This is a genomic window from Streptomyces sp. NPDC057445 (assembly GCF_042802855.1).
In the GTDB taxonomy this organism is placed as follows: Bacteria; Actinomycetota; Actinomycetes; order Streptomycetales; family Streptomycetaceae; genus Streptomyces.
Genome location: NZ_JBHVDH010000017.1, coordinates 50,716 through 63,354, shown reverse-complemented (window position 1 = coordinate 63,354; position 12,639 = coordinate 50,716). Strand labels below are relative to the sequence as shown.

The following is a 12,639-nucleotide window of genomic DNA, read 5'->3' as shown; positions in this document are numbered from 1 at the left end:
TGAGTCCGAACAGTAACTACTGGATGAACTACGCCATTCGCGTCGCACAAAGGGCGTCGAAATCAGGTCGGCGGGTCGGCGTTGCGCTCGTGTCTGAACACGACGAATTGACTTGCTCCGCCTTCGAGGGGGAAGTCCGCGGCGTATCCTGGTATCGCACTCTGCGGAGCAGGATGCAGGAACTCGGAATATCCAGCGCACACAGCGCATATCTGACGATCAACACCCTGTCGGCAAACCAGTCGTTTGAGCTCGCTGAGCTCTTGAAGGAAGTGCGCATCGACAGGGTCTACATCGGCCTGCCAGACCCCGCGCTGACGAGTTACCTCGATGAAGATCCCGTCACTGCACGAGGTCATGTACAACGCTTCCCCGACGACCTACAGCGTGAGATCCTCGAGCAGAACCGAGACCTCTACGCAGCGAGCGAGCAAAATATCGAGTGCAACCCCCACTACTCCACACATCGCATTAGTGAAGCTGTATCCACCGGACTGAGGTCGAGGGGGTTCGCGCTTTCCAGGAGTGATGTCAATGCGAACAGGGGGAGGCTCTCGCTCGCTTCTCTGATCTGCCAGAGGTATGGGATCGAGTACAAAGAGGCTGATCGCGCCGTAAACGACGCACTGTCGGAAGCTTTTGACGCGAAGTACGGCACCTATGACTACGCGTACGACGCCCGTGCCGCCAACTCGGGGTGGATGGACGACTTCATGTCGGTTTACAGGAGGTCGTCCACAAGTTCTCTGTCTGCCGTCAACATCCTCAACGTCGGTGTCGGAGCCGGTCACGAAGCAGCGGCTTTGTTTTCCGATTGCCCGCAGATCACCTTTGTTGACATCGCGGAAAGTGGTCTTGCGAATATAGGCGGACGCATTCCCTCGTCGAGAACTGTCGTCTCTAGCGCCGAAGACCTGTCTGCCCTGCCGGAGAACAGTTACGATCTGTATGTGTCCTTGAGGACGTACAACTCGTCGTTCTTTGACACGTCCGCGGCGGCCTCAGAGGCGCACAGAGTGCTGAAGCCCGGTGCGGTGATTATCGTCTCCGTGGCCAACGGATTTCTGTATACTCGGCGGGGCTGCGTCGTGCCGGGACTGATCATCCCCGGCACTGAGTTCGTCGACCTCTATCGCGGGATGGACACAGCCAATCTGATTGGCGCGGAGCTCGACTGTGCTGGATTTAAAGATATCCGAATGGTCCCAACAAGTACCGAGATTTACCTGTCGGCTGTCACCGCCTAGCGATTCCGCCGCCACTCCGGCCGGCCACGTTCGCGACGTCCCATCAGTTCTGCGGGAAGGCTGAACGCAGACGGCCGGACGCGACCGGACCGTCCAGAGTGACCAGCACGAAGGAAGGACTTCTGCAATGAACGGGCCAGTGACTGTTGCCCAGCGGATCCTGCAGTTCAACGAGGAACTCGCGGGAACGACGCTTGAACTGCCCGCCGGATTCACGGTCATCAATCCCTTCAGCGGCCCCCAGAAGGAACGCGTCCGCGAGGTGACGACCGCGTTCTACCACAAGTACTACGACGACGATAAGCCGCGCCGTCTGGTACTGGGGAGCTCGCCCGCCCGACGCGGCACGGCCGTGACCGGGGTCCCGTTCGAAGACGCCAAGCTCCTCGAAAGCGAAACGGGAGTCGATGTCGACGGCTATGCGGTAAGCCGGCCTTCCGCCGGATTTCTGCACGACGTCATCAGGCGCTACGGGGGCCGCGACAAGTTCTATGCCGATTTCGTCATGAGTTTTGTGTGCCCCCTTGGCCTGGTGAGAACGAACCCCAAGGGAAACGAGGTCAACTGCAACTACTACGAGAACAAGAAGCTGCTGGAGCTCCTGCACTCTTTCCTCGTGGACACCCTGAAACGCCAGCTGGAATTCGGAACTGACACCTCGGTGTGCTACTGCATCGGCAGTGGCGAGAACTTCGCGTTCCTCTCGAAGGTAAACGAGGGCCAGCGCTTCTTCCAAAGGATCGTGCCCTTGGAGCACCCGCGCTTCATCACCCAATACAACCGGGATAGAGAGGAAGAATTCGCCGAAAAGTACCTCAGCGCCTTCCGAGGACAAGACGACTAGTCGTTGCGGCCTCCGGAACGCTTGCCAACCTCTCAGCTAATTCGACGAAGGCCGTAGGCTCCCAACGCGCCGGAACGAGAAGGAGAATAGTACATTGGCGACAGAAGGCAGGGTCCTGGTCCATTTCAACTCGGAACGCGTGAGCGTTTACCGCTCCCAGGGCGGCGAGTTGAAACTACTCAAAAGGGAGCAGCTCGCGTTCGAAGACAGCCGCGCTCCCGAGGCGCTGGCAGACAGCGTCGGCGAGTTATGCGCCGGACTCGCGGAGGTCAGCGAGGTCGTCGACAACAAGACAACGCGCCTGTACGCCACCGGGATCTTTCAGCAGCTCCCGCAGCCGGATGCGGCCGCACTGGTCAACAGCGTCTATGTCGACACCGGCCTCTACTTCAACATAGTCGGGCCTGAGCTGGAGCAGTTCTACCTGAAAACGGGCATGTCCGCGTGCGGATCGGACGACATGATGGAGGGCCTGATCCGGAGGGAATTCCGGAATGCTGTTGTCTGCGGCAGCTTCCAGCAATCTCTGGGGTACATCGAGGACACCATCGCCCATCTGCGCGAGAGCGGCACCGTAGTGCTGAGCCCGCGCAGCACAAGAATCAAGCCGGAAACCGCGGGCACCGACTTCATCCTCTTCGACTACCAGGATTTCCTGAAGAACGACCGCGACACGTGGCGGCACAAGTACGTGCACATGGACGCGTTCAGGCAGGCCGACGCTGTCGTCGTATGCAACCCCGGCGGCCACGTCGGAAAGGGCACAATCTTCGAGCTCGGCTTCATGTCCGCGATTTCCAAGAGGGTCATCTTCACGGAGGAACCCCTGGGCGTTTCTGTCTCGTTCCCCTGCGAGGTCGGCCTGGAAGCCTAAGCACTCCCGCTGACCGCTGCGGCACCCCACCCCGTTCTTGAATTCCCGACCGGAACAAAGCGGCGTTCCGGCGAACGGCACAAGGGCCGAAGCAGGTCTTCGGGGTCGCTCTCTTTCCAACCAGATCTCACTTCTCGGCTACGAAGATACGGAAAGGACCCCCGCCGGTGCGCGATGCAGAACCCATCGATACAGTCCTCGACAGGCTGCGAGAGATCGTGGCGTCTGTCCTCGAAGTCGGGAAAGACGACATCGAGTCCGGTGCCCTGTTCTACGAGGAACTCGGCATCAGCTCCCTGGAAAAGGTTGCGATCGCGGCCGCGATCGAGCGCGAGTTCGGAGCCCTGTCCCCCGAAGAAGCGGCAGCCCTCACCAGCCTGGACGCCGCAGTGTCCGTGCTCAGCACGCGTGCGACAAGCCTCCACGGGGTCAACCTGATCGACCGCCTGGTGGCGGGTCATGTCTTCGCCGGCCGGGGTGAAAGAACCAGCTACCTCGACCCCCTGGCGGGGGAGATCACCTACGCCGCCCTCCTGGATGCAGCCCGCGGGTACGCGGGCGCCCTCAGGGCAGCAGGAGTGCCTGAGGGTGCCCGCGGCCTCCTAGTTGCCGACGACTCCGTGGCGACCGTCGTCGCCGTCCTCGGCTTGTGGTGGCACGGCTGCGTCCCCGTGGTGATCAGCCCGATGCTCACGGACGACGAGGTCCGCTACATCGCCGAGAACTGCGCCGCCGCGATGGTGCACCTCGACGCAGCCCCCAAGCGGCAACGTGCCCTGGAGGAGCTGTTCGAGACGACAACCCAGTTCGCCGGCGCTGACGTCCGCGCCGCTCTGGCCACGGCCGAGCCCGGCCCCGTACGCCGCCCGCAGGAGGCTGGGCCCCCGGCCGCGTGGAGTGCGGGGCGTGAGGCGCTCGTGCAGTACACCTCCGGAAGCACCGGCATGCCCAAGGGAGTCCGGCACTCGGCGGGTGCGATCGCGGCCATGGCCGACGGCATCGGCACGGTACTGGCGCTGACTCCCGAGGACACCGTGCTGTCCACCGCCCGGCTGTCTTTCGGCTACGGCTTCGGCAGTTCCGTCCTGTGCCCTCTGGCGGCCGGCTCCCGCGTTGCGCTCATCCGCGGCCCGGTCGACGTTCACTCACTCGCCGCCGCGATGCGGCGCCACCAACCCACCGTGCTGTTCTCCGTCCCACGGCTGTACGCCGCGCTGCTGAACGCTTCCGGGACGGCGCTCGCCTCCGACTCCGTGCGGCTGTGCGTGGCGGCGGGCGAGAATCTGCCGGGTCCGCTCAGCGAGCGGATCCGCACCGCCTTCCAGGCCGAGGTGCTCAACGGTCTCGGCGCTACCGAGGTGCTCTACATAGTCGTCGGCACGCCGCCGGGGAGAGAGCGTCCGGGCACCTTCGGGGTCCCGGTGCCCGGGATCACCGCGACCGTCCGCGCTGTGGACGGCACGCCCGTCGCCGACGGGGAGGAGGGCCGGCTGCACATCGCCGGCCCGACCGTCGCCCTCGGCTACATCGGCCGCCCGGAGGCCGCAGCGGTCACCTTCGCCGACGGCGGCGCGTACACCGGCGACGTGGTGCGCCGGGCGCCGGACGGCACGTTCACTCATCTCTGCCGCGCCGATGACCTGCTCAACTTGGGCGGCTACAAGGTCGTGCCGAGTGAGATCGAGAGCGTGATCCGCGGTGCGGAAGGGGTCCAGGAGTGCGTAGTGGTCGGCGGCCGCGATGCTAACGGCCTGGAGCAGGCCGTGGCGTATCTGGTGGCCCGGCCGGGATTCGACACGGCCGTGGTGCGGCGCGCGGTGATCGCCGCGATCCGTGGCGATCTTGCCGCCTACAAGCGGCCCGCCCGTCTGGAGTTCCTCGACGAGCTCCCGACCACGTCGACCGGGAAGCTGGCCGCCTTCGAGCTGAGGAAGGCGGCTGCACAACCGTGAACTGGGACATTACGGGCATGGCCGCCGTCGCCAACATCGGTGCCAGCCCCCGGGAGATATTCGCCGCGTTGTGCGCGGGCCAGGAGAGCCGCAAGCCTCTGCGAGCGTTCGCCCCCGACAAGTACAGGGCGGCCTACGCCTACGAGATCGACGACCGGCCCGAGGGCGGTGGTGACATCCCGCGCCGCGCCACCCGCTGGCTCACCACCGTTATTCGTCAGGCAGTTGCTGACGCGGGCCTGGGCGAGGACCTGTCACACGTACCCGTGCTGGTCGGGACCACCATGCGCGAGCAGCGCAGCCTCGAACTGTGGTGGCGTGACCACGCGGACGTGGCCCTCGAGGACCTGCACTTCGGCACCGCCCTGAAGGAGACCTTCGGCGCGTCCACCACGTACACCTTCGCCAACGCTTGCTCAGCCACGCTTTGCGCGCTCGGCATGGCCACCGACATGATCGAGCTCGGAATGGCTGACACGGTCGTCGTCGCGGGCACCGACGCCGCGACCGAGAGCGGCTTCGGCACGCTCGACCGGGTGCAGAACGACATCCCTGACGCGCTGCACCCCTTCGACGCCACGCACAAGGGCATGCTGATGGGTGAGGGCGCGGCGGCCGTCGTCGTCCAGCGCGCCGGCACCGGGCACGGGCCTGTGCACGCCCGGGTGCGCGGTGTGTCCATGAACTGCGACGCCCACCACGCCACCGCGCCCGACCCCGACGGCATCACAAGCGCCGTGATCGACGCCTACAGCAGAGCAGGGGTACGGGCGCAGGACATCGACCTGGTGATGCTGCACGGCAGCGGCACCCCCCGCAACGACGCGACGGAGTCGAGCGTCCTGAGCCGCATCTTCCACGGCGTCGGAACCGGTCCGCGGATGACCGCCATCAAGGCGATGACCGGCCACACCCTGGGCGGCTCGGGACTCCTCAGCCTCCTGATGGCGGTGCTCGCCATGAAGGAAGGCACGGTACCCCCGGTCCTGGGACTCACCGACCCGATCCCCGAGGCCACGGGGCTGGACCTGGTACAGGGCACCCCCGCATCCGGCGACCTGACCATCGCTCAGATCGACGCCTTCGGCTTCGGCGGGATCAACGCCGTCGCGATCGTGGAGGCAGCTTCCCAATGCTGATGTCAAGTCGCAGCTGTGACGGGCGGTGTCACTTGGTAGCACCGTCGGTCACGGATCAGGGCCCAGAGCACGTTGACACGACGCCGGGCCAGGGCAAGCACGGCCTGGACGTGGCGTTTTCCTTCCGCACGCTTCCTGTCGTAAAAGGCGCGGGAGTTGGGGTCTCGCTGGATGCTGATCAGCGCGGAGGTGTAGAAGACGCGTTGGAGGCGTCGGTGGTAGCGCTTGGGGCGATGGAGGTTGCCGCTGACCTTGCCCGAGTCCCGCGGGGCCGGTGTGACGCCGGCGAAGGCCGCAAGACGGTCAGCGGTGGGGAATGCCTCCAGACTGCCGCCGACGGCCGCGAGGAACTCCGCGCCGAGCGTGGCCCCGATGCCAGGCATCGAGGAGATCACTTCAGCGAGTTCGTGCTCCCGAAACCGGCACTCGATGAGCTTGTCGGTCTCGGCGACCTTCTCGTTGAGGGCCATCACCTCCGCGGCCAAGGTGTGGACCATCTTGGCGATGACCTTCTCCCCGACGACGGCGGTGTGCTGCCGCTCAGCGGCCTCGACGACCTTCTCCGCGAGGGCCTGGGCGCCGCGGACCTTTCGGTTGCGCAGCCACGTCGTCAGCCGCTTGGCGCCAGCCCGGCGGATGGCGGAAGGGGTCTGGTAGCCGTAGAGGAGCCGCAGGGGACCTGCGTTGTCGAGGTCCAGAGCCCGTTCAAGCGCGGGGAACATGCTGTTCAGGAGGGCACGGAGCCGGTTGATGACCCGGGTCCGCTCGGCGACCAGGTCCGTGCGTCGGTCGGTCAGCAGCCTCAGTTCGACGACGGCCTCGTCGTCGAAGCGGACTGGAAGCAGGTCTCGGCGCATTCGGGCCTGGTCGGCGATGACCAGGGCGTCGCGGGCATCGGTCTTGCCCTGGCCTCGGTAGCTGTCGGTGGCGCGGTTGACCGCGACGCCGGGTATGTAGACGAGGTCCTGGGCGTGGTTGGCCAGAAGGTTGATCAGCAGGCCCGGCTCGCCGCCGGTCATGTCCATCGCCCAGGTCACCCTACGGCCATCCGCGATTTCCAGGACGTCCGCAATCAGCTGGAGGAGCTCCAGCTCGTCGTTGGCCACTCACCGCGACAGCAGTGTGCTGCCCTCAGCGTCCACGACCAGTGTGTGGTGGTGAGTCTTGCCGCAGTCGGTCCCAGCCCAGATCCGGCCCATCGTGCTCCATCAGGTCGCGCGTGCGGTTTGTACCACGGACGACTGCGCCGGCATTGCTCTACACAGCGACTTGCTCGCACTTCCCAATTGGCGGCCGAGTCGTCGTGGGGAACCAGGCGGCCAAGCTACCTGAGCCATGATCGGCAGCCCGATGAAAGCCACACCCGGTCCCCCTGGGTGCCACAACCCTACGAATGGCTGGAGCGGACCCAGAAGGAAGGTAGAGCCCGATGAGCGGGACAAGTACCGCACGGATGAGTATCCCGAGCGCCCGGGAGGTCGCCGTCACGGGCATCGGACTGGCGCTCCCCAGTGTCGCGACGTACGGCGCCCTTCTCGGACCCCTGCCCGGCGAGGGCGGCTTCGACCCGGCCACCGGACTCAGCGGACGCGAGCTGCGCCACAAGGACCGCGCGTCCCGGCTCGCCCTGCGGGCCGCCGAGTTCGCCCTCCACGACGCGGGCCTGACCGACGCCGACGCCACGTTCACGGGCGCGGCTGATGCGACCGCCGTCGTGGTCAGCACCAACCTGGGCAACGCGGACAGCGTCTGCGCAGCCACCGACACGATCGCCAGAGAAGGCGTCAGGGGCCTCAGCCCACTGGGCCTGCCCCAGACATCAAGCAACGTCATCGCCGGCTGGGTGGCCATCCGCTACCGGCTGCGCGGCCCCAACCTCACCGTCTGCAACGGCGTCACGAGCGGTCTGGACGCCCTCGCCTGGGCCCGGAACCTCATCGTGGCCGGGCGCGCTGAAGCAGCCGTCGTCGTCGGCGTCGAACCAGCCAACGACGTGACGGCGAAGCTACTCGGCGAGCAGTCCACCGACGCAGCGGTCGCCGTCGTCCTCGAACCGGCGGACGCAGCCGCTTGCCGTGGCACACGGCCGCGCGCCACGATCACCGGGTACGCGCGGGCCCGGGATCTCGCCGCGGCGCTGACCTGTGCCGGTGTGGCGGAGGAGGAATCCGTCGGACTGTGGCTCGGGGCCGAGGTGGGTGCCGGGGCGGGCCAGCTGCTCGCAGCCACGCGCCGGATCGACCTGGAAGCCCAGCTGGGCCCGCTGTCCGGGGCGCTGGGCGTCCTGCAGTGCGCCGCCGCGGCTGCCCACTTCGAGGGCGGCGCCACCGGGAACGTGCTCGCCGCGGCCGGAGGCCCTCGCCACGACGCGGCAGCCGTCCTGCTGCTGACCCCTTGACCGACCACTCGTCCATCCACGCAGGAGCTGGGGGAACACCCATGACCAGTGCGACCGTGAACATCGAGGATCTCCGCGCCCTGATAGCCGGAGCACTGGAGATCGAACCCGAGGAGGTCACCGACCAGGCGCACTTCACCGACGAGCTCGACATCGACTCGCTGCTGATGCTCGAGATCTCAACCCTCGTGGAGAACGCGTACAACGTCCCGGAGAACACCGTGGTCATCAGCGGTGCCAGGACCCTCGCCGAACTGCACGCCTTCGTCATCTCGAAGCGTGTCGGAGAAACGCCGGCCGACCCGGTCATCCGCCCGAAGCCGCTGAGCGACCCAGCGGCGCGCCTGTTCCTGTTCCACCACGCCGGCGGCTCACACCTGCTCTACCGAGGCTGGGCGGAACACTTCCCCCAGGACTGGGAACTCTGCCTCCTGGAGGCCCCCGGCCGAGGCCACCTGCAGACACTCCCGCTGATCGACGACTGCGACCGGCTGGTCGACTACTTCCACAACGCCATCGCTCCCCTGCTCGACCGGCCCTTCGGGTTCTTCGGCCACAGCCTGGGCGCCCTCATCGCCTACCAGCTCACCCGCCGACTCCACCACGAGGGGAGCCCGCTCCCCACCTGGCTGGGTGTGTCCGCCTACAGCGCCCCGCGAGTCGAGGCCAACGCCGACGAGCGCCCTCACCTGATGTCCGACGACGAACTGCGCAGCTGGCTGCGGAACATCGGCGGCAGCACACCGCAGCTCCTCGACAACGACGCCGTCTGGCCCACGTTCGCCCCTGTGTTCCGCAGCGACTTCAAACTCCTGGACACCTGGGCGCCTCCCCACGACCCCGAGCCGCTGCCCGTTCCGCTCTCGGTGTTCGGGGGCCGCCACGACAAGCTGACCGGCGAGGACCGCCTGCTCTCCTGGCAAGCGTTCACCACGCACTTCCGCGGACTCGAGAGGTACGAGGGCGACCACTTCTACGTGATGGACCACCGGCAGCCTCTGGCTGCCGCCATCACGGCCGCGATGCGTTCCACCGCTGCATGAGCTCGCCTTCACCACCACGCCACCCGCTGGGTGATCAATCCCAACGGGGTGCCCGCGGAGGGCGCGGTGGTGGGCCCTCAGGCGTCGGGATCGACTGCGGGGTGCGTGAACCGCACGGGCCTGCCCAGCGCCCGGGCGTAGGCGATTTCAGCCCGGGTGCTGTCTCCGATGTAGTCGCCGACCACGAGCACCTCGTCGGCGAGCCGGATCTTCGACCGGTGCAGTTCGTCGAGTCGAACCTTCAGCGCCTCAGCCTCGACAGGATCGGACCAAAGCTCGTGCGGCGACTTCAGGTCGCAACCCGGCTTGACGACAATCCTCCCGGCCTTGGTCTCCCGCAGATCGGCCTCGGCCATCTCGGCCATGAAGCGAGTGGAGCCGCAGATCGCGACGATACGCGGGAAGCCCAGCTGCCTCTTCGCATCGGCGAGCTTCTCCTCGGGGGTGATCACTGGCGGGGACGACACTGGTTCCTCCTGGTGGTGCGGCCCGAGGGGTGCCTGCGGAGACGAGAACGAAGGCGTCCAAGATCATCTTGTGGTGAAAGACGTGGACACCCGCGCGCCCGCACTCTATGTGACGAGCACCCCTACGTGGTGCCGCGCCGTCCGCCGGCCAGCCCTACGCCCCGCCTATGCGATGCCGAACTGGTCACCCTCGCCACGAAAGGCCGGTGTCGGTTACCGCGTTCAACGCCTCCATCAGCCGATTCACGCGGCAGGGCGCCGCGGTGTCGGCTTGGTCGGCCGGTCCCCTGCCAGCTGGTGGTGGTGCCGGGTCGGGCTCGGGTACTGCCACAACCCGAACGAGGGAGGCGCAATCAGATGACCGCATTGACGGAGCGTTGTCGGTCGGCGATCTTGCGGCCTCGCTGCACCCGGCGCGGCCCGCCGCAGCTCGCTGAGCACCTGGCGGCCGCGGTTCATGCCCGCGTCCTGACCGACCCGACCACCTGCCGCCCGCTCATCATCTGACCACTATCGCTGTGCGCTTCGACGAGGAGACCATGTCCACCGCATCTCACCAGCCCGCCACCAAGCCTGTCGCCGCGCCTTCCACACCCGGCCGCACCGCGGAGGGGGAGCAGATCATGGCGGTCGCCGACACGCTGGTGCTCGCGTACGGGCTGCACCCGGCAGACCTTACGCGTATCCCGGAGGGCACCGCGACGGACAACTACGCCGTCGTGGACCAGGCGGGCCGGCGGCACTTCGCCAAGGTCTACCGCACTCGAGAGCACTTGGATCTGGAGCGGGCGTCGGTCGAACTGTCCGAGTACTGCGCCGACGGAGGTGTCGCGACCGCGCGGGCAACCCGCACGCGCGAGCACGAACTCATCGCGACCCACGGCCCCCTGCCGATGTCCCTGTGGTCGTACGTGCCGCACACCGCGACCGCCGAAGGCGGCCTGAGGGGTGCACGGTGGGCAGCCGTCGGCACAGCGATGGGCCGCCTCCACAGTCGGCTCGCCGCTCACCCCGCCGCCGCACCCACCCTGAAACCTGGCGCCGCGGTGTGCGACGTGGCTACCGCACGAGACCGCTATGAGGGTCTGATTCTCGCGTTCCAGAGCAAGCCCAGGCTTGGGGAGTTCGAGGCATGGTCGCTGCAGGCGACGCGTGAACGGCAAGCTCTCTTGGGTGGCCTCGAGCGCATCCTTGCTTCGCTTCCACCGCTGACGGTCCAGATCCTGCACGGCGACCTGTCCGGCCCCAACGTCTTGTTGAAGGACGACGATGCCGCCGCGTTCGTGGACTTCCGACCGCCCACACCCTGGTACCTCGCCTGGGAAATCGCGCGTCTGGGCTGTGACCCCAGCAGCGTGCTGGCCAACGGCGTGGAGGGCTGGCTCACCGGATACACCGATCTCACCCTGGCCTATCGGGACGCCAACCCCAAGGTGTCCGCGAACGACCTCGTGTCCTCGCTCCGTGTGGGCTGTGCAGCCGTGCTCTGCTCGACGTTTCCGTTCTCGGCACCAGTGAAGCGTCCGCACATCGTCGACGCCGCACTTGAGTCCTACGGCAGGGCGCGGCACGAGGCCGATCTGATGCTGCTGGACCGGCTACCTGTCTTGGAGGAGGCCCTGCGTAACACCCTTCTCTGAGTTCATGACCCTCATGGCCACGCAAGCCGCAGGCCCGGCCCTGGCCGGTGGCCTCGGCGTCCTGCGCCGGGCCTGCAACCCCGCCCACCTCGACACGTGTCAAGAACACCGCCGTCCCGGACACCGCGCGGCTGGCCACCGTCGACGGTGACGGCCAGCTGCGCGGCGGCCGCGGTCGGGGTCACCGGCGACTGGAAGGAGCGGGCCGCGATGCTCGTCGACCACGGCGTCGATGCGCTCGTCGTGGACGTCGCTCACCGGCACGCGCGGACACCACTGGTTCGGCCTCGACGGCACCCAGCGGGTGCTCGCCCTCGGCGCCGGCCCCGGCATCACAGTGCGAGGTGGAGTACCGCCTCTTGCGCAGCCTCCTCGACCACGACCAACAGGTGATGCGAAGGGAGATGGAGCACATCGACCGCTGGCGTCTCTCCTATCTGTCCGAGCGAGGCCTGGCCACAGAACGCACCTTCTACTCCAAGCGCAGATTCCTGCGTGACACCCTCACCGCTCGCCCTGAGCTCCTCTTGGACCGCTGACGCCCGACACAGATTCGAGACCTGAGGTGAGCCCACTGCGGCACTCCTAACCGGCGTCAGCCTCCGGCGCGGGTTTGCAGGCGTCGCATGCAGTGGCCCAGCCGTGCCGCAGGAAGGCTATGGCCTCCATGTCGCTGGCGGGGGTGAGGCGGCCTTCGGCGGCCCAGCAGGCAGCGCGGTGGAGGACGAGAGCCCGCCTTTTGGGGGTGTCGTGGCGCAAAGCCTGGAGTACCCATGCCGGGCTGCCGTGGCGTTCGGTGGGGACGTGGCTGTAGTTCTCGCCGTCGATGGGGCGGACATCTGCTGCGGGCATGGGCAGCGAGACTTCGAACCACCACTGGCCGCCGGAGTCCTGGCGGCGAGCGTGGAGACGGCCCTCGGTGACGCGTCCCCCGGGGAGGGTGACGGTGACGCGCGGAGCCAGATGCTCGTACATGAGTTCGATAATAATGGTGGGCTGGCACATCTGGCTCGTCACAGCGCCAGGTGTCCTTGT

12 protein-coding genes and 1 pseudogene are annotated in these 12,639 nt (G+C 67.0%); 10 read left to right on the top strand and 3 right to left on the bottom strand.

The genetic code is table 11. The features are described 5' to 3' along the window. The first annotated feature begins 23 nt into the window (after positions 1-23). The 5 genes from ACFU5O_RS27805 to ACFU5O_RS27785 all read left to right on the top strand — a co-directional run bounded on the left by ACFU5O_RS27805 (position 24) and on the right by ACFU5O_RS27785 (position 6,056). The gene (locus ACFU5O_RS27805; RefSeq protein ID WP_384244704.1) at positions 24-1,247 is read left to right on the top strand and encodes a class I SAM-dependent methyltransferase; all 1,224 of its coding nucleotides are present in this window, start codon (positions 24-26) and stop codon (positions 1,245-1,247) included. 127 nt (positions 1,248-1,374) lie between these two features. After that, positions 1,375-2,091 carry a uracil-DNA glycosylase family protein gene (locus ACFU5O_RS27800; protein WP_384244703.1) on the top strand — a complete coding sequence of 239 codons (717 nt, stop codon included), beginning with the start codon at positions 1,375-1,377 and terminating at the stop codon, positions 2,089-2,091. Positions 2,092-2,230: 139 nt separating this feature from the next. Then, positions 2,231-2,965, top strand: a complete 735-nt coding sequence (locus ACFU5O_RS27795) for a hypothetical protein (RefSeq protein ID WP_384244701.1) — start codon at positions 2,231-2,233, stop codon at positions 2,963-2,965. Positions 2,966-3,132: 167 nt separating this feature from the next. Next, a complete protein-coding gene (locus tag ACFU5O_RS27790; protein ID WP_384244700.1) occupies positions 3,133-4,917 on the top strand; it encodes an AMP-binding protein in 1,785 nt (594 codons plus the stop codon). Next, entirely contained in the window at positions 4,914-6,056 is a 1,143-nt protein-coding gene (locus ACFU5O_RS27785) for a beta-ketoacyl synthase N-terminal-like domain-containing protein (RefSeq protein WP_384244699.1), read from the top strand. Before ACFU5O_RS27790 ends, ACFU5O_RS27785 begins: the two co-directional genes overlap by 4 nt. Before the next feature lie 2 nt (positions 6,057-6,058). Here ACFU5O_RS27785 and ACFU5O_RS27780 read toward each other — a convergent pair. Then, a pseudogene (locus ACFU5O_RS27780) lies at positions 6,059-7,255 on the bottom strand (IS110 family transposase). A 230-nt stretch (positions 7,256-7,485) separates the two neighbouring features. Between ACFU5O_RS27780 and ACFU5O_RS27775 the strand changes: the two are divergent. Together ACFU5O_RS27775 and ACFU5O_RS27770 are read left to right on the top strand one after the other, a co-directional pair. Then, entirely contained in the window at positions 7,486-8,454 is a 969-nt protein-coding gene (locus tag ACFU5O_RS27775; RefSeq protein WP_384244697.1) for a beta-ketoacyl synthase N-terminal-like domain-containing protein, read from the top strand. A gap of 41 nt (positions 8,455-8,495) precedes the next feature. Further along, on the top strand, positions 8,496-9,497 hold the full coding sequence (locus tag ACFU5O_RS27770) for a thioesterase domain-containing protein (RefSeq protein ID WP_384244696.1): 1,002 nt from the start codon (positions 8,496-8,498) through the stop codon (positions 9,495-9,497). A gap of 77 nt (positions 9,498-9,574) precedes the next feature. Here ACFU5O_RS27770 and ACFU5O_RS27765 read toward each other — a convergent pair whose 3' ends face one another. Then, positions 9,575-9,964, bottom strand: a complete 390-nt coding sequence (locus ACFU5O_RS27765) for a hypothetical protein (protein WP_384244695.1) — start codon at positions 9,962-9,964, stop codon at positions 9,575-9,577. Between the two features lie 539 nt (positions 9,965-10,503). On the opposite strand from ACFU5O_RS27765, the gene ACFU5O_RS27760 reads away from it, so the two are divergent. The 3 genes from ACFU5O_RS27760 to ACFU5O_RS27750 all read left to right on the top strand — a co-directional run bounded on the left by ACFU5O_RS27760 (position 10,504) and on the right by ACFU5O_RS27750 (position 12,143). After that, positions 10,504-11,604 carry a phosphotransferase enzyme family protein gene (locus ACFU5O_RS27760; RefSeq protein ID WP_384244694.1) on the top strand — a complete coding sequence of 367 codons (1,101 nt, stop codon included), beginning with the start codon at positions 10,504-10,506 and terminating at the stop codon, positions 11,602-11,604. A 96-nt stretch (positions 11,605-11,700) separates the two neighbouring features. Beyond that, positions 11,701-11,997 (top strand): IMP dehydrogenase, encoded by a 297-nt coding sequence (locus ACFU5O_RS27755; protein ID WP_384244692.1) that lies wholly within the window; start codon positions 11,701-11,703, stop codon positions 11,995-11,997. Continuing rightward, positions 11,964-12,143: a hypothetical protein gene (locus ACFU5O_RS27750; protein ID WP_384244835.1), complete on the top strand. Its 180-nt coding sequence runs from the start codon at positions 11,964-11,966 to the stop codon at positions 12,141-12,143. Before ACFU5O_RS27755 ends, ACFU5O_RS27750 begins: the two co-directional genes overlap by 34 nt. 46 nt (positions 12,144-12,189) lie before the next feature. Here ACFU5O_RS27750 and ACFU5O_RS27745 read toward each other — a convergent pair whose 3' ends face one another. After that, positions 12,190-12,621: a DUF6233 domain-containing protein gene (locus ACFU5O_RS27745; protein WP_384244691.1), complete on the bottom strand. Its 432-nt coding sequence runs from the start codon at positions 12,619-12,621 to the stop codon at positions 12,190-12,192. Positions 12,622-12,639: the final 18 nt, after the last annotated feature.